General features: G+C 62.6%; 12 protein-coding genes. 5 read left to right on the top strand and 7 right to left on the bottom strand.

All coding sequences use genetic code 11. The annotated features are described in order from the left end of the window. Window positions 1–77: 77 nt before the first annotated feature. From ABIB60_RS17680 to ABIB60_RS17660, 5 genes are all read left to right on the top strand, one after another. Complete coding sequence (locus tag ABIB60_RS17680; RefSeq protein ID WP_354581795.1) at window positions 78–2,282, top strand: TonB-dependent receptor; 2,205 nt, start codon at window positions 78–80, stop codon at window positions 2,280–2,282. A gap of 707 nt (window positions 2,283–2,989) precedes the next feature. Then, window positions 2,990–3,679, top strand: a complete 690-nt coding sequence (locus ABIB60_RS17675; RefSeq protein WP_354581794.1) for a hypothetical protein — start codon at window positions 2,990–2,992, stop codon at window positions 3,677–3,679. A 74-nt stretch (window positions 3,680–3,753) separates the two neighbouring features. Continuing rightward, entirely contained in the window at window positions 3,754–4,836 is a 1,083-nt protein-coding gene (locus ABIB60_RS17670) for a sensor histidine kinase (RefSeq protein ID WP_354581793.1), read from the top strand. Window positions 4,837–5,042: 206 nt separating this feature from the next. After that, on the top strand, window positions 5,043–5,837 hold the full coding sequence (locus ABIB60_RS17665; RefSeq protein ID WP_354581792.1) for a LytR/AlgR family response regulator transcription factor: 795 nt from the start codon (window positions 5,043–5,045) through the stop codon (window positions 5,835–5,837). Between the two features lie 238 nt (window positions 5,838–6,075). Next, the gene (locus tag ABIB60_RS17660) at window positions 6,076–7,995 is read left to right on the top strand and encodes an ATP-binding protein (protein WP_354581790.1); all 1,920 of its coding nucleotides are present in this window, start codon (window positions 6,076–6,078) and stop codon (window positions 7,993–7,995) included. 53 nt (window positions 7,996–8,048) lie between these two features. Here ABIB60_RS17660 and ABIB60_RS17655 read toward each other — a convergent pair whose 3' ends face one another. The 7 genes from ABIB60_RS17655 to ABIB60_RS17625 all read right to left on the bottom strand — a co-directional run bounded on the left by ABIB60_RS17655 (window position 8,049) and on the right by ABIB60_RS17625 (window position 15,891). Beyond that, complete coding sequence (locus ABIB60_RS17655) at window positions 8,049–8,825, bottom strand: LytR/AlgR family response regulator transcription factor (RefSeq protein WP_354581789.1); 777 nt, start codon at window positions 8,823–8,825, stop codon at window positions 8,049–8,051. Between the two features lie 200 nt (window positions 8,826–9,025). Continuing rightward, entirely contained in the window at window positions 9,026–10,069 is a 1,044-nt protein-coding gene (locus ABIB60_RS17650; protein ID WP_354581788.1) for a sensor histidine kinase, read from the bottom strand. A gap of 6 nt (window positions 10,070–10,075) precedes the next feature. Further along, on the bottom strand, window positions 10,076–11,026 hold the full coding sequence (locus tag ABIB60_RS17645) for an alpha/beta fold hydrolase (protein WP_354581786.1): 951 nt from the start codon (window positions 11,024–11,026) through the stop codon (window positions 10,076–10,078). A 253-nt stretch (window positions 11,027–11,279) separates the two neighbouring features. Then, entirely contained in the window at window positions 11,280–12,404 is a 1,125-nt protein-coding gene (gene leuB, locus ABIB60_RS17640) for a 3-isopropylmalate dehydrogenase (RefSeq protein ID WP_354581785.1), read from the bottom strand. Next, window positions 12,392–12,988, bottom strand: a complete 597-nt coding sequence (leuD, locus tag ABIB60_RS17635) for a 3-isopropylmalate dehydratase small subunit (protein WP_354581784.1) — start codon at window positions 12,986–12,988, stop codon at window positions 12,392–12,394. The genes leuB and leuD overlap by 13 nt, the downstream gene beginning before the upstream one ends. A 182-nt stretch (window positions 12,989–13,170) precedes the next feature. Further along, complete coding sequence (gene leuC, locus ABIB60_RS17630) at window positions 13,171–14,562, bottom strand: 3-isopropylmalate dehydratase large subunit (RefSeq protein ID WP_354581783.1); 1,392 nt, start codon at window positions 14,560–14,562, stop codon at window positions 13,171–13,173. A 162-nt stretch (window positions 14,563–14,724) separates the two neighbouring features. Further along, on the bottom strand, window positions 14,725–15,891 hold the full coding sequence (locus ABIB60_RS17625) for a 2-isopropylmalate synthase (protein WP_354581782.1): 1,167 nt from the start codon (window positions 15,889–15,891) through the stop codon (window positions 14,725–14,727). Window positions 15,892–16,450 lie beyond the last annotated feature (559 nt).

Raw genomic sequence — 16,450 nt, 5'->3', positions numbered from 1 at the left:
TCTGACGCTTCGGTAACGGCGAGTTTCAGCGGGTTCGGCGGCGGTCCACTTTTGAGCATCACTTCGCTGCTGCCGCTATGAAACCGCTCTACTTCCTGCTGTTGCTGGGCCTGCTGGCCAGCCTTCCGGCTGCCCAGGCCCAAACCGTAGCCACCCGCCTGCTTCAGGGCACCGTTCAGGACGAGCGGCACCAACCCTTACCCGGCGTCAACGTGTTTGTGCCGGGCACATTTGATGGGGCCGTTACTGACTCGGTGGGCGCGTTTCGGTTTGAAACTACCCAGACCGGGGCCGCCACTCTGCAGCTTAGTTTGCTAGGTTTCCAGACCCTTACCGTGCCCCTGAACCTGACCGCCAGCAGCCCTGCCGCTATGCAGCTACGCCTCCGCACCGACCATCACCAGTTGGGCGGCGTTACCATCACGGCCGGGGCCTTTGAGGCCAGCGACGAAAAGCGCGGGGCCGTGCTGCGCCCCCTCGATATTGTAACCACCGCCGGGGCTTTGGGCGACGTGGCCGGGGCCCTCAACGCCCTGCCCGGCACCACCCGCGTGGGCGAGGAGGGCAAGCTGTTTGTGCGGGGCGGGGCCGCCGGCGAAACCAAAACCTACCTCGACGGCCTACCCGTGCAGACGCCCTACGGGGGCTCGGTGCCCAGCGTGCCAGCCCGGGGCCGCTTCTCGCCCTTTTTGTTTAAGGGTACCGTATTCAGCACCGGGGGCTACTCCGCCGAGTTCGGCCAGGCCCTAAGCGCCGTGGTGCAGCTCAATACCACCGATTTGGCCCCCGAAACCCAGACCGGCGTCAGCCTGATGTCGGTGGGCGGGAGCCTGAGCCGGGTGCGGCGCTGGGAGCGGACCTCCGTGGCCGTTACTGCCGACTACACCAACCTGCAACCCTACTACGGCCTCGTACCCCAGAATTTTGGCTGGCAGCAGGCCCCGCAGGCGCTGGCGGGCTCTTTGAGCGTGCGTCACCGCACCGGGCAGGCCGGTATGCTGAAAGTGTACGGGGTGTGGCAGCAGCAAAGCCTGGCGTTGCGTCAGCCCGATGCCACCCTGGCTACCGAGCAAGCCGTGGGCCTGCGCAACGGCAACGGCTACCTCAATGCCAGCTTCCGCAGCCCCCTGCGCCGGGGCTGGAGCCTGAACACCGGGGCCGCCCTCACCCGCGACGATAACCAGGTGCGCCCCGACGCGGCCCGGCTCAGGGAGGTGGAAGAAAGCGCCGTGGCCCGACTGGTACTCACCAACGACTCGGCCGGCACGCGCTGGAGCCTAAAGCTGGGCACTGAATTGCTCGCCCAGCAGTACCGGCGCACCTTCCAGGCCACCAGTGAGGAGCCCGTGTGGGCGGCCGGCAACTTCCGGGAGCAGCGCGCCGCCACCTTTGCCGAAGCCGAAATTCGCCTTGCCGACCGGCTGGCTGCCCGGGTCGGCAGCCGGGCCGAGTACTCCCGGGTGCTGGGGCGCTGGAACGCGGCCCCGCGCCTGGCCCTGGCCTGGCAGGCCAGTGAAAACGGCACCGTGTCGGGAGCCTACGGGCTGTTCTACCAGACGCCCGCCAACGACCTGCTGCGGGTGAGCCGGGAGTTGCGCTTTGAGCGCGCCCGCCACGCCATGCTCAGCTACCAGTACAGCCACCAGAACCGCACCCTGCGCCTGGAAGCCTACCACAAAGCCTACCAGCACCTCACTGTGTACGATGCCGCTCAGCCCCTCAACCCCCAGGCCTACCGCAGCACCGGCACCGGCTACGCCCGCGGCCTCGACCTGTACTGGCGCGACCGGAAAACCCTGCGCAACACCGACTACTGGATCAGCTACGGCCTACTGGATACCCGCCGCCAGGCCCGCCAGGACCCCGTGCTGGCCGTGCCCACCTTCGCGGCCCGCCACAACCTGAGCATAGTGGGCAAATACTGGCTGCAGCAACTGCACACGCAGGTGGGCTTCACGGCCAGCTACGGCAGCCCCCGCCGCTACCATAATCCCACCCAGACTGGCTACAACCAGGGCCGCCTCCCCAGTTACCAGGATGTGAGCCTGAACGCCAGCTACCTTACCCGCCTCTGGGGCCAGTTCACCATCGTGTATGCCTCGGTGAGCAATGTACTGGGCCGCGAGAATGTGTACGGCTACCGCTACGCCAGCCTGGCCGCCCCCGATGGCTCTGTGGGCCGCACCGCCGTTACGCCCGCCGCGCCCCGCATGCTGTTTCTGGGCGTGTTCGTCTCCATCAACAAAAACAAGCCCGCCGACCTGAACACTGCTCCCGATTAGCCCGCCAGCCCGGTTAGCTGAAACATTCCGGTCCGGTGGCTGCAAGCCGTCGGGCCGGTTGTCGTGCTCGGACACCCGCAGCCGTCAGCGTCAGCTACTCAATTGTCATAGAACGTCGTGTTGCTATTGTAGAACGTCATGCTTCGGCTCCGTTCAGCATGATGTTCTAATGTTGGCGCAATCAGCCGTTAGCAGCGGCCACGGCGGCAAGCCCGGCCCAGCGTTCCACCAACTCAACGGATGTAGAGACGCGTATTCGCGTCTCAGCGGTAGCGCCGCTTGGCGTTCCGGCAAACGCCTCAGCCCGCGCCGGGTGCTGGCCAGTGTGTGCGTCACCAAGGTAGGTGCCTGATAAACAACCTCAGCACGCGCCGAGACGCGAATACGCGTCTCTACACCCCGTACCGGCGGCTACCGCCCGGCCTTTCGCAACTCCCACGGCGGCCCTTGTAACGTCGTCGGTAAGCATTGTAAGGTCGCCAGAGTGCATTGTCACGTTGCCCCAGGGGCTTGGCAGGGAGCAAAAGGCATTGCGCGGGTGATGCAGAACAGGGTGCGGCCGAAAAATCGGGGTGTGCTTCGAGTAGTCAGGCTGCCGCCCCCGACGCTTCATCCGGGTAATCCGACGCTTCGGTAACGGCAAATTTCAGCGGCCCCGGCTGCGCCCCACCTTTGAAGCATCAACCCCCACAAACCCCACTACTGCCATGAAAACGACTTTGCTGACCCTCGCTCTGGTTGCTGCTGCCTTCACCACCCAGGCCCAGGCACCCGCCAAAGCTGCTGAGCCCACCGCTGTTTCCGCCGCCTATACCGCTCAGCTGGCCGCCACCGTGCAGGAGCTGATGAGCACTGGTGAGCCGGCCCAGCTGAAACAGGCTGATGCCAAGCTGGAGCGCGCCGCCCTGATAGCCCCCAAAGACTGGCTGCCCCGCTACTACCAGGCCTACGCCCGCGTTATCACCTGTTTCGTGAGCAAGGAAGACGGCGACGTGAAGGACAAGTACCTCGACCAGGCCGAAGCGGCCCTGGCTCAGGCCCGCCAGCTGGGCGGCGACGAATCGGAGTTGCTGGTGTTGCAGGCCTACCTCTACCAGGCCCGCCTGGGCGTGGCGCCCGTGCTGCGCTCCATGAAGTACTCGGGTATGGTTACCGAAACCCTTGTCCAGGCTAAAAAGCTGAACCCTGCCAACCCCCGCATCTACCTGGTGCAGGCCAACAACGTGTACTACACGCCCGCCATGTTTGGGGGCGGGGCCGAGGTGGCCAAGCCGCTGTATCAGGAAGCCAAAGCCCGTTACGCGGCTTTCAAGCCTGCCTCGGCCGTGGCCCCCAACTGGGGTAAGCGGCAGCTGCTGGGGCGCCTGAAAGCCTACGAAACCGCCGCCGTGAAGTAACGCTCCTGCACCGCTGAAAAAGGGCCGCTTCCTATTTCGGAGCGCCCTTTTTTCGGTACTTTTCGCCCTTCCTCATGCACCTGCTCATGCCAGTTAATCAGTATTCCGCCGTTTTGGGCAAGCACTACCCCAAGCAGAACCACTGGGTGAAAATGCTGGCTATGATGCTGGCCTTATCGGTGGGGCTGAGCTTTCTGTTTTGCCCCGGTTGCCCCATAGCCAGTGAGCAGTTTATAGTCACTTTTGGCTACAACTTCTGCTACACCACGGGCCTGTGGCTGGCCAACGGGCTGCCTTCAGATTTGCTGAACCGCTACGTTGACTGGACGCAGAATCCGCTGCGGCGCTTTCTGGTGACGGTGAGTACTTCGCTGCTGGCCTCCACGCTGGTTATTCTGGTGGTCACCACTGTCTTTCGAGTCGGGTATTTCCACAAGTCGTTCTGGAGTATTAGTTGGCAGGCGTTTGTGGTGCCCTTGGGTATCACGCTCATCGTGTCGCTGTTTATGCACAGCCGCTCGTTTCTGCTGAGCTGGCGCGAGGTGTCGGTGCAGGCCCAGCGTCTGGAAAAGGAAAATGCCCAGGCCCAGGCCGACAGCCTCCGCCGCCAGCTCGACCCGCACTTCCTGTTCAATTCCCTCAACGCCCTCACCTCCCTGGTGGAGGAAAACGACCCGGCCCGGGCCACCCGCTTCATCCGCCAGCTCAGCCAGGTGTACCGCTACGTACTCGACTCCCAGGACCAGGAAGTAGTACCCCTGACGGAAGAAATCCGGTTCAGCGACGCCTACCTGTTTTTGCAGCGCACCCGCCTGGGTGAGGGCGTGCAGGTGGAGCGCCACCTGCCGGCTACGGCCCCGCTGAACCATTGGCAGGTGCCCCCGCTGGCTTTGCAGCTGCTGCTGGAAAACGCCCTCAAGCACAACGCTACTTCCCAGCGCAATCCGTTGCGCATCAGCATTACCCTGGATGAGGTCGCCGCCACCCTCACCGTGCGCAACACCCGCCACGCCCGCCGCCTCCCGGAGGGCGAATCAACGGGGTTGGGCCTGAAAAACCTGCAGGCCCGCTACGCTTTCCTCACCACCCGCCCGGTGCTCATTGAGGCCTCCGACGCGGAGTTTGCCGTGGTATTGCCGCTGCTGGAGCTGCAGTAGCACCCCGGTCCGGCGGCTGCAAGCCCGTCGGGCCGGTTGCCGCGTGCTGCTGTTGTTCCGTCGTCGGGCGGGTGTCAGCTGACGGCAACTGGCCCGACGGCTTGCAGCCGCCGGACCGGCCCGTTCTGCTTCGGCTACGCTCAGCATGACGTTCCTATCTTGCTTACCTCTTCCGAAAAGCCCCTCCTGCGCCCTACATTCGCCCCATGACCTTTACCGCTCCGCTCCGCGCCGTACTGATTGAAGATGAACCCCTGGCGGCTACCCGCCTGGCCGGACTGCTGCAAAAGCAGCCCCAGCCCGTGGCGGTAGTAGGCACGGCGGAGTCGGTGGCGGAGGCCGTGGAGCTGCTGCAGCGCCTGCAGGCCCACCCGCCCGATGTGCTGTTCCTGGATATTCACCTGGCCGATGGGCTGAGTTTCGAATTGTTTGAGCGACTTACCATCACCAGCCCCGTCATCTTTACCACCGCCTACGACAAGTACGCCCTGCGCGCCTTCAAGGTCAACAGCGTGGACTACCTGCTCAAGCCCATTGACCCCGAGGAGCTGACGGCCGCCCTGGCCAAGCTGCGCCGCCAGCAGCAGCAGGCCACGCCTCAGTTTGATGCCGCCCTGCTCACGCGCATGTTGCAGCAGGCCCAGCCCGCTAAGGAGTACAAAACCCGCTTCGTGGTGCGGGTAGGAGAGCACCTGAAGGCCGTACCGGTGGAGCAAATTGCCTACTTCGCCAGCCTCGAAAAGGTAACGCTGCTGCACACCCGGGAGGGTCGCCGCTTTGTGGTGGACTACACCCTGGAGCAGCTGGAAAGCCTGCTCGATCCGCTGGAATTCTTCCGCCTCAACCGCGCCTACCTGGCCCACGCCGAGGCCATCCACGACATTGTGCACTACACCAACTCCCGCCTGCAAACCATTCTCAAGCCCACCGCCCCCGACAACGATACCGTGCTGGTGAGCCGGGAAAAAGTAGCCGCCTTCAAAGCCTGGCTGGACAGGTAGCGCAGCCAGGCAAGCGGGAAGCAGACCGGCGGGGGCAAGCGCGTACCGCCCCGCCGGAGCAGCCGACGGCCGGGCCGCGCATTATATGCGCCCCCGGCAGGCTGATTGGGAGGCAGTTGCGCGTAGGATATTGCGGAGGGTATTGGTATTTACTCGGGCGGGCGTATGATCTTTGCAGATGCGCTGAGCCTTTTGGGCCGGCGCATCACCCGCCCGCTCCCGCAGAATACCTTTCCTTATGCCTACCGAATTGCCCGCCACCTTAGCCGAAGCGCACGCCCGTATCCGTCATCTGGAGCAAACTCTGGTGGAGCAGAAGATGCTACTCCGGATGCCGGCCCAGAACCCCAACCCGGTGTATTGTCTGGCCCCCGATGGTAGGCTGCTGTACGCCAATCCGGCCGCCCTGCGCCTGAGCCAGGAACTGGGCCCTGAGGCGATGGATGAACTGCGTCACCAAGCCGTGGGCTGGGTGCAGAAAGCGCTGGCTATCGGGAGCGAGCAGCAACATGAAGTAAGCAGCCAGAACCGGTATTTCACGCTGTGCGCCGTGCCCGGGCCCGATAAGCTGTCGGCCACGCTCTACATTGTAGAGGTGACTGAGCGAGTGAAAGCCGAGCGGGAGCGGGCTGCCCAGCAGGCATTTACCGAGCAGGTGCTCAGCTCCCTGCCCAGCATGGTGTACGTGCGCGACCCAGCCGGCCGCTACGTGTATGCTAACCAGGCCACGCACGATGCCCTGGCCAAACTATCGGCCACCAAGCCCGTGCCGGCCGTTGCCGAGCAGCAGGCGCTGAACATGGCCAGCTACGCCGCCACCGATGCCCAGGTGCTGAGCACGGGACAGGAACTGGCGTTGGAACAGCAACTAATGCTGCCCTCGGGCGAAGAGCGGTGGGTGCACACAGTAAAGCGGCCCCTGACCTGGGCCAACGGCGTGCCCCACGTGCTGGGCGTGAGCACCGATATAACCGAGCTCAAGCAGGCTCGCGAGGAAGCGGAAGCCGCGGCCCAGGCCCGGGCTAACTTTCTGGCCAACATGAGCCACGAAATCCGCACGCCCCTGAACGGGGTGTTGGGCATTGCCGGCCAACTCGCCAAAACCTCTCTAAGCCCCCGGCAGCAGGAGCTGGTGGGCATCATCCGTAGCTCGGGCAAGCACCTGCTGGAGGTTATCAATGATGTGCTGGATATGGCCAAAATCACCTCCGGCAAGCTGGAAATGTCCCCTGAGCCGTTCGATTTATGCGAATCCATGTTTCAGGCCTCGCAGCCGCTGGCGTTGCAAGCTGCCGAGAAAGGACTGCACCTGAGTGTCAGTCGCCTAAACGAAACCTGCCCGCATCCGCAGGTTATCGGCGACGCCTTCCGCATCAACCAGATTATGCTGAACCTGCTCAGCAACGCCGTGAAGTTCACGCCGGCCGGCGGGAGCATTCATGCCGGGGCCTATCAGGTAGCCGAAACCGAGGATTTTCTGACCATTGAGTGCCGGGTGAGTGATACCGGCGTGGGCATTGCTCCCGACAAGCAGGAGCGCATTTTCGAGTCGTTCACCCAGGCCTACGCCGATACCACGCGGCAGTTTGGGGGCACCGGCCTGGGCCTGACTATCAGCCGCGCCCTGGTGGAGCAGATGGGCGGGCAACTGCAGCTGCAAAGTGAGTTGGGCAAGGGCAGCACGTTTTCCTTCCAGCTTACCCTGCCCCGCGCCGGCCGCCTGCTGCCGGTTCCGGAGGAGCACGAGTTGGCGGCCACCCAGCAGCTGCAAGGCAAGCGGGTGCTGCTGGTAGAAGACAACGACATTAACCGGCTGGTAGCCCGCATGCTGCTGGAGGAATGGGGCGTGGAGCTGGACGAAGCCGAAGATGGCCCGGCGGGCGTGGCCGCCGCCAGCCAGCACCGCTACGATGCCGTGCTCATGGATATTCAGCTGCCAGGCATGAACGGGGTGGAGGCCACCGCCGTCATCCGGGCCCTGCCCGACCCACAGCTGGCCCAAGTGCCCATTGTGGCCCTCACCGCCAACGCCTTTGAGGAGGATGCCCAGCAGTATCTGGCCGCCGGCATGAATGCGTGCATCTCGAAGCCCTTTGAGGAGGAAGTCCTTTTCCGGACACTGGTCTCTCTGCTAGGAACTGTTGACAGTAACTCTTAAAGGCATTTTGATGCGATGTAGACCGTCCTGCTGAGCTGTCCACACAGCCAAATCTACCCTTCGAGCCAGCTCTTAACGGCCCCGGCCTTCTCCCGACTCACCAGTATTTCCTCGTTGGGGGCGGGCTGCAGCTCCACTAGTAACTTACCATTGAAGTGGGGGTGCAGGCGCTGCACGGCCGGTAAATGGGCTAGTAGCTGGCGGTTGAGGCGGAAAAAATGCGCCGGGTCCAGCAGGCTCTCGAGTTGCTCCAGGGTGTACTCCACCACGTAACGGCGCCCATCCAAGGTAGCTAGCGTGGTGGTCTCGTGCCGGCTCTGAAACCAGGCAGCCTGCGTGGCAGCCACCGGGAGCAGCTGCTCCCCACTGCGCACCAGAAACCGGGTTTTGTACTGCCGCTCCGGCCGGGGCAAGGTATCCAGCAGGCGCTCCAGGCGCTGGGCGGTATCGTCAGGGGCAGGCGGGGCAGTTGGGGTGCGCCACTCCTGCAGTTTGGTAAGGGCCGTGGTCAGCTCCGCCAGTTTCACGGGTTTCAGCAGGTAATCGACGCTGTTGGCCTTGAAAGCCCGGATGGCGTAGGCGTCATAAGCGGTGGTAAAGATGACCGGGCTGCGCACAACCGTTTGGTCAAACACCTCCAGGCTCAGCCCATCCGCCAGCTGAATATCCGACAGAATCAGGTCGGGAGCGGGGCGGGTGTCCAGCCACTGCAGCGCTCCGGCCACGCTATCCAGCACAGCCAGCACCTGAGTCTCAGGCGCGGCCTGGCGCAGCAGCCGTTGCAGCCGCTCGGCGGCCGGGTATTCGTCTTCGAGCAGTAGAACGGTCATTGTGGAGGAGCTAGGAGTGAATAATTAGGAGAATAGAGCGGAGGGCAGAAGAAGAAACGTCATGCTAAGCAAAGCCGAAGAATCTCGCGTGCTGACGTTGCGGCAACAAACGTATCATGGTAACCAGATGAAGCGGTAGAGATTCTTCGACTACGCCTCCGGCTTCGCTCAGAATGACGTTCTACTCCACTACTCACTACTCACAGCAGCGGCAGCTGCACCTGAAACCAGCCGGCTTCCTGCGTTACGGCCACCGGCTGTGGGGCCTGTAGCAACTCGTAGCGGTGGCGCACGTTGCGCAGGCCGGTGCCGGTACCGGGGGCGAGGCCGGCGGTGCGCGGGCGCAGGGTGTTGCGCACGGTGAAGTAGCCGGTAGCCGGGTCGGCGGTGAGTTCCAGCTCCAGCGGGTGCTCCCGGGAGGCCACGTTGTGCTTGAGGGCGTTTTCCACCAGCAGCTGCACGCTGAGCGGCGCCACCCGCGCGGCCAGGGCCGTAGCCGGCACCTGCCACTGCACCCGTAGGTTGTCGCGGAAGCGGGCTTTGTGCAAGGCCAGGTAGGTTTCCACAAAAGCCAGCTCCTCGCTCAGCGGCACGGTGGGTTGGTCGCGGGCCAGCAGCACGTAGCGGTACACATCGGAAAGCTGCTCCACAAAATCCTGGGCGGGCTCGTTTTCCGGCTCAATAAGGGCCGACAGGGTGTTGAGGGAGTTGAAGAGGAAGTGGGGGTCGAGCTGGCTTTGCAGAGCCTCTAGCTGGCTGCGGGTGTTGGCACTCTGGAGCTGCTCGGTGCGACGCAGGTTATCGGCCCACTGCCGGAAGAAATTCCAGCTTTCATACACCAGCTGAATCACCACCGTGGGCACCATGTTCAGCCCAAACTCAAACCAGAACGCCGCCCAGGTAAGGTGCCCGTGCTGCAGCCGGGCGGCCACCTGCCCAATACCCAGGGTAGTAAGCGCCGCAATGCCGGTATTGCTGACGGCCAGCCACCACAGCCGCTGCCGGGTTTGCTCCACCCGTGGAAACCGCCGGAACAGATAGCGCCACAACGAGCGGCCCAGCAGCCAGAAAATAGCGGTAATGATGGTGGAGCAGCCCCATGCTACCAGCAGCTCAGGGAGGGAACGTACCTGCAACGCCCCGCGGGGCAGCAACACCAGCGCGCCCAGCACCGGAATACCCAGCAACAAAAACCACTTGTCGTTGAGGTAAACCGAAGCTGGGCGCTGGGAAGTAGCTGACATAGAGAACTAGCGAGGAAGCTGCTGCACGAAGCTAACGACTGCCTGCCGGAACTGCGCGGGCTGCTCCAGGAAAGAGTTGTGCTTGCCGGCCAGCGTAACCACCTGCTTGCGCGGAAACTGGTACGTAGCCGCCGTGGCACCCGTCGTCCGGTCGTCTTTGCCCAGGATTACCAGCGTGGGTACGGTGAGCTTGGCAGTGGCGGGGGCGTAGTCCTGGCCGTAATCAGCCAGCCGGCCGCTGAATACCTGCTGGGCGAAGTCGGAGTTGCCGGGCACGGCGCGGCTGGTGCGCATGGCGCGGGCGGCCAGGGAATCGTGCGAAAACTGCAGCTGGCCGGCTAGTTTCTGCTGCTGCAGGGCGCCCATCACCATGCCAAACCGCTGCATCTGGGGTAGGCTGGGGGCGGGGCGGGCCGCGGCGGGCAACAGGCTGGTGCCGTAGGCCAGCATGCTATCCAGAGAGGCCACTGGGTTCAGTACGGCGTTGGTGAGCACCAGGGCCTGCACCCGCTGGGGATACTTTTGGGCGTAGGCCGTGGCAATGGTGCCGCCGAAGGAGTGGGCCATGACCACCCATTTCTGCACGCCCAGCTGCTGGCGAACTTCTTCCAAGTCCTGCACCATGCGGGCCATGGAGTAGTTCTTGGAGCGGGAGCTACCTGAGCGCCCACTGCCGCGCTGGTCCAGGTACACCATCTGCAGTTTGTTCTCAAGGCGGTTGCCGCCCAGCTTCCCAAAAGAGTAGCTACCCGCCCCCGGTCCACCATGCACAAACAGGCAGGGCGTACCTTTACCCGCTACTTGCACAAACAACTTCACCGAATCGGAAGTCAGCACGGTGCGGGAACCGGCGGGCAACGCGGACTGCTTCTGCGCCTGCGCGGCGGTGCTCACTACTACAAGCATCAGCAGTAACAGAAACCGGAAACGAAGGGCGGAGGCGGAGAAACGGAACATCGTGGTAGGGGTAGAGAATGGGAGAGGAAAGCCAGTTGCTAAGCGGTTAACTGGTTCAAACATCCGCATCCTTGGGCATACACACGGGCACAAACGGGGCGAACCGCTCAGGGCCCCGGGTGAAGTGCAAAAACAGGTTGGGTGAACCGTTGGCAACAGGCACGAAAAAAGGCCCGGCCACCAACAGCAGCTGTCGGTAGTCCGGGCCTTAGGCACCCCTCTCCGGTGCAAGGCAGTATCCGCGCGGGGCGGGCTAGATGATGGTGCTCATCCCGAGCTTGATGTTGTTGCGGTGCATTTCACAATCGGCAATATCCAGCACGGCGTAGGCAATAAAGCTGCCCACCTGCTCGGTGGTGTAGCGCGTGCCGGGGTTCAGCTCGGGCGTTACCACCTGCTGGTCCAGGGCGTGCTCCACGGCGTCGCGCACGGTGTCGGCTTCTTCGGTGAGGCCGAAGTGGTCCAGCAGCAGCGCCGCCGACAGAATGGTGGCAATAGGATTGGCAATGCCCTTGCCTTTGGCCTGCGGGTAGGAGCCATGAATGGGCTCAAACAAGGCTGCCGTATCACCCACCGAGGCCGAGGGCAGCAGCCCCAGCGAGCCGGCAATAACCGAGGCCTCATCGGAAATGATGTCCCCAAACATGTTCTCGGTCAGAATCACATCGAATTGCTTGGGGTTGAGGATAATCTGCATGGCGGCGTTGTCCACGAACAGGTAGTCTAGGGCCACACTGGGGTACTCGGGGGCAATGCTCTGCACAGTTTCGCGCCAGAGGCGGGAGGTTTCCAGCACGTTGGCCTTGTCCACCAGCGTGAGCTTATGGCGGCGGGTTTCGGCGGCCCGGAAAGCGCGGTGAGCAATCCGCTCAATCTCCGCCCGCGAGTAGGTGCAGTTGTCGTAGGCTGAGTGCCCGTCGTTGAAGCGCCCTTTTTCTCCAAAATACACCCCGCCCGTCAGCTCCCGGAAGATCAGAATATCGGCTCCCTGAATCCGCTCGGCTTTCAGCGGGGAGTGCTCCAGCAGCTGGTCGTAGGCCGTAACGGGGCGAATATTGGCGTACAGGCCCAACTCCTTGCGCAGGCGCAGCAGGCCCTGCTCGGGGCGCACCGGGGCGGCGGGGTTGTTGTCGTACTTCGGGTCGCCGATGGCGCCCAGCAGCACGGCGTCGGCCTGGTGGCAGGCATCTAGCGTAAGCTCGGGCAGCGGTGAGCCGGTGGCGTCAATGGCGCAGGCCCCCATCAGCTGGTAATCGAACTGGAACTCGTGCCCGAACCGGTCGGCCACGGCGCGCAGCACGCGTACGGCTTCCCCACATACCTCCGGCCCGATTCCATCACCGGGCAACACTGCAATGCGTTTGCTTAAAATACCCATGTCCGTTGTTGTTCAAATGCGGTAATTGCGTCCTCCTGGCTCAGTAGGAAATCAATGTCGTCGTAGCCGTTGATAAGGCATTCCTTTTTATAGGCGTCCAGCTCGAAGCGCATCGGCTCCGGCCGGCCCGACACCTGCAACGTCTGGCTGGGCAGGTCCACCGTTAGCTCGGCTTGGGCATCCTGCGCCACCAGGACAAACAGCTCCTGCAGCTCCTCAGGCGTTACCTGCAGGGGCAGCAGGCCGGTGTTGAGGGCGTTACCCCGGAAAATATCGGCAAAGTAGCTGCTGATGACCACCCGAAAACCGGCGTCATACAAAGCCCAGGCGGCGTGTTCCCGGCTGGAGCCGCACCCGAAGTTCTGGCCCGCCAGCAGAATCTGATGGCCCTGGTAACGGGCATCATTCAGCACGAAATCCGACTTGGGCTGGCCGTCGGCGTAGCGCCAGTCGGCAAACAGGTTCTGCCCGAAACCTTCGCGGGTGGTAGCTTTTAGAAAGCGCGCTGGGATAATCTGGTCCGTGTCCACGTTTTCGATGGGCAACGGAACCACACCGGAGCGCAGGGTGGTGAATTTTTCCATGTGGGGGTGGGGTGAGAGAGGGGTTGGTAAGCTGTTTTAGAACTAGCTCCCCTCCTTGGAAAGGAGGGGCTGGGAGTGGTTGATTTTTTAGAGCTAAGAAGTAGAAGTAGTTGTCGTTCAAGCGTGGGTCAACCACCCCCAACCCCTCCTCATCTGAGGAGGGGAGCTAGCTCTAGCTCGGGTTACACGTACTCCGCCACGTCCACCAGCCGGCCTTGCACGGCCGTAATGGCGGCTACCAGGGGGGAGGCCAGTAGCGTGCGGGCGCCGGGCCCCTGGCGGCCTTCGAAGTTGCGGTTGGAGGTAGAGACACAGTAGGCTCCGGCCGGAATCTTGTCCTCATTCATGGCCAAGCAGGCGCTGCAGCCCGGTTCGCGCAGCTCAAAGCCGGCGGCGGCCAACACCTGGTCGAGGCCCTCGGCAATGGCCTGCTGCTCCACCTGCTTGGAGCCGGGCACGATGATGGCCTCCACGTGGGGCGCTTTGCGCTTGCCCCGCACGTAGGCCGCCACCGTGCGCAAATCCTCGATGCGGGAGTTGGTGCAGCTGCCGATAAACACGTGACTGATTTCCTTGCCCAGCAGCGACTCACCGGCTTCAAACCCCATGTACCGCAACGACTTCTCAAAGCTCGGCGCTTCGGCCGCCGCGGTCGGGGCCGGAATGCTGGCGGCCAGGGGCATGCCCATGCCGGGGTTGGTGCCGTAGGTTATCATGGGCCGAATGGCGCTGGCCTCGAAGCGGTGCTCGGCGTCAAACTGCGCGTCCTCGTCCGAAAACAAGGTTTGCCAGTACTTTACGGCCCGGTCCCAGACCTCGCCCTCGGGCGCGAAGGGGCGGCCGTGCAGGTACTCAAAAGCGGTGGCATCGGGGGCAATGAGGCCGCCGCGGGCCCCCATTTCGATGCTCATGTTGCACACCGTCATGCGGCCTTCCATGCTCAGGCTGCGGATGGCGCTGCCGGCGTACTCCACAAAGTAACCGGTGGCCCCACCCGTGCCCAGTTGGGCAATTACGTGCAGAATCACATCCTTGGCCGATACGCCCGGCTGCAGCTCCCCATCCACAGTAATGCGCATGCGCTTGGGCTTATCCAGCAGCAGGCACTGCGAGGCCATCACCTGCGCCACTTGGCTGGTGCCGATGCCAAACGCAATGGCCCCGAACGCACCGTGGGTGGAGGTGTGCGAATCACCGCACACGATGGTGAGGCCGGGCTGCGTTACGCCCAGCTCGGGCCCAATTACGTGCACAATGCCTTGGTAGGGATGACCCAGCCCGTACAGCTCCACGCCGTGCCGGGCGCAGTTTTCGGTGAGCTTATCCACCTGGGAGCGGCTGAGCGGGTCCTGAATCGGCTGGTCCTGGTGGCGGGTGGGCACGTTGTGGTCGGCCGTGGCCAGAATCTGCTCAGGGCGGCGCAGCATCAGGCCTCGGGCCGTCAGCTCATCAAAGGCCTGAGGGCTGGTTACCTCATGAATCAGGTGCTGGTCAATATAAAACACCGACAGTCCGCCGGCTACCTCGCGCACCACGTGCGCATCCCAGATTTTATCAAATAACGTTTTAGACATGAGAGAGGGGTGGGGATGGTTAGGGTAGGAGGGTAAGAAGTACAAGACCGTCATGCTGAGCGCAGCCGAAGCATCTCTACCTCTGACTAACCATTAGCATTGCAACGAAGCGGTAGAGATGCTTCGGCTGCGCTCAGCATGACGTTCTGCTGTGCTGGCGAATCAGCCCACCGTCACGAGCTGTTGCTGCTCCACCATAATGTGCAAATCCTCGTCCACGACCTCCTTTTGACGGTCGGCCAGGACGAGGAAATGGGTGTAGGCTTTATTGAGGGCCACGCGGTCAAAATCGTAGCCGATTTTCTGGAGGCGGTAAGCCAAAGCGGCACGGCCAGAGCGGGCGGTGAGCACAATGCTGGAATCGGGCATGCCCACCTCGCGCGGGTCGATGATTTCGTAGGTTTCGCGGTGCTTAATCACGCCGTCCTGGTGAATGCCGCTGGAGTGAGCAAAGGCGTTGGCCCCCACAATGGCCTTGTTGGGCTGCACCGGCATGCTCATCAGGTGCGACACCATAGCCGAAGTTTCGGCCAGCAGCTTGGTGTTGATGCCGGTGCTGAAGTTGAGGTAAGGGTGCTGGCGGAGCACCATCACGGCTTCTTCGAGGGCCGTATTGCCGGCCCGTTCACCCACGCCGTTGATGGTGCACTCTACCTGCCGGGCCCCGCCCAGCACGCCCGCAATGGAGTTGGCCGTGGCCATGCCCAAATCGTTATGGCAGTGGGTGGAAAGGCGCACCCGCTCAATGCCGCGCACGTTGTCGGCCAGGTACTTGATTTTGGCGCCGTATTCGGCCGGGAGGCAGTAGCCGGTGGTATCGGGGATGTTGAGCACGGTGGCCCCGGCCCGAATGGCGGCCTCGCACACGCGGGCCAGAAACTCATTGTCGGTGCGGCCGGCGTCCTCGGCGTAAAACTCCACGTCCTCCACAAACGACTTGGCCAGCTTCACGGCCGCTACCGCCCGCTCCAGCACCTGCTCGGGCGTGCTCAGCAGCTTGTACCGAATGTGCGACTCCGAAGTGCCAATACCCGTGTGAATGCGCGGGTAGCGGGCCGCTTTCAGGGCCTCGGCCGCCGTGCGAATGTCGTTTTCCACGGCCCGGGAAAGGCCGCAAACGGTAGCCTCGCGCGTTTGGGCCGCAATGGCCGCCACGGCCGCAAAGTCGCCGGGACTGGAAACCGGGAAGCCGGCCTCAATCACGTCCACGCCGAGTAGTTCCAGCTGCCGGGCAATGAGCAGTTTCTCGTCCCGGTTCAGTTTGCAGCCGGGCACTTGCTCCCCGTCGCGCAGGGTAGTATCGAAGATGTGGACTTTCTCGGTAGACATGGGCAATGACTTCGTGGCAGAAGGAAAGCCCCAAGTACATCCCCAGCCCCGGCCCCCCGAAACCGTTTTTCGGCACGCCTACTATTTCAAAAAGTTGCTGATGTGACTGTAAGTGTCTGATAGATAGTGTGTAGTTGCTGAGTGGCTTACAAAGGCCAACTGCTGTAGAGACGCGATACTTCGCGTCTCGGCGTTGAACGGTTATGCCGCATCATGTAAGATGTCAGCAGCGGGTACTGTAGATTGTGCTTTGCCGGCTTTTAAATTGGTGCAAATTGAGCCTGATTTTCTGGGTAATTATATGAGAAGAAATATACTGTTGTGCACATCAATGCTTATTGCAGGCTGCAGTAATGAAACAGAAATGAGCAAGAGTCCTGTCATATTAAGAGCACTATATGACAGTGGGACGTCCAGTTGTTATTTCCTGTTTAAGCAGGATAGCACATTTGAGTGGTTTAACGGCAGTGGCCTCGGTTCATCAACCTCGTATCAGGGTAGATATGAGCGGCGTGACAGTGTGATTTATCTTAATAAAGGAGGCTTTGATAAACCCGTT

It is taken from the genome of Hymenobacter sp. UYP22 (genome assembly GCF_040547285.1).
GTDB lineage: Bacteria > Bacteroidota > Bacteroidia > Cytophagales > Hymenobacteraceae > Hymenobacter.
This window is presented reverse-complemented; position numbering and strand designations above follow the sequence as displayed.

What these genes read in the sequence shown, in the direction of transcription:
- ABIB60_RS17680 (WP_354581795.1), top strand. Translation starts at nt 78, where the DNA reads ATGAAACCGCTCTACTTCCTGCTGTTGCTGGGCCTGCTGGCCAGCCTT.
- ABIB60_RS17675 (WP_354581794.1), top strand. Translation starts at nt 2,990, where the DNA reads ATGAAAACGACTTTGCTGACCCTCGCTCTGGTTGCTGCTGCCTTCACC.
- ABIB60_RS17670 (WP_354581793.1), top strand. Translation starts at nt 3,754, where the DNA reads ATGCACCTGCTCATGCCAGTTAATCAGTATTCCGCCGTTTTGGGCAAG.
- ABIB60_RS17665 (WP_354581792.1), top strand. Translation starts at nt 5,043, where the DNA reads ATGACCTTTACCGCTCCGCTCCGCGCCGTACTGATTGAAGATGAACCC.
- ABIB60_RS17660 (WP_354581790.1), top strand. Translation starts at nt 6,076, where the DNA reads ATGCCTACCGAATTGCCCGCCACCTTAGCCGAAGCGCACGCCCGTATC.
- ABIB60_RS17655 (WP_354581789.1), bottom strand. Translation starts at nt 8,825, where the DNA reads ATGACCGTTCTACTGCTCGAAGACGAATACCCGGCCGCCGAGCGGCTG.
- ABIB60_RS17650 (WP_354581788.1), bottom strand. Translation starts at nt 10,069, where the DNA reads ATGTCAGCTACTTCCCAGCGCCCAGCTTCGGTTTACCTCAACGACAAG.
- ABIB60_RS17645 (WP_354581786.1), bottom strand. Translation starts at nt 11,026, where the DNA reads ATGTTCCGTTTCTCCGCCTCCGCCCTTCGTTTCCGGTTTCTGTTACTG.
- leuB (WP_354581785.1), bottom strand. Translation starts at nt 12,404, where the DNA reads ATGGGTATTTTAAGCAAACGCATTGCAGTGTTGCCCGGTGATGGAATC.
- leuD (WP_354581784.1), bottom strand. Translation starts at nt 12,988, where the DNA reads ATGGAAAAATTCACCACCCTGCGCTCCGGTGTGGTTCCGTTGCCCATC.
- leuC (WP_354581783.1), bottom strand. Translation starts at nt 14,562, where the DNA reads ATGTCTAAAACGTTATTTGATAAAATCTGGGATGCGCACGTGGTGCGC.
- ABIB60_RS17625 (WP_354581782.1), bottom strand. Translation starts at nt 15,891, where the DNA reads ATGTCTACCGAGAAAGTCCACATCTTCGATACTACCCTGCGCGACGGG.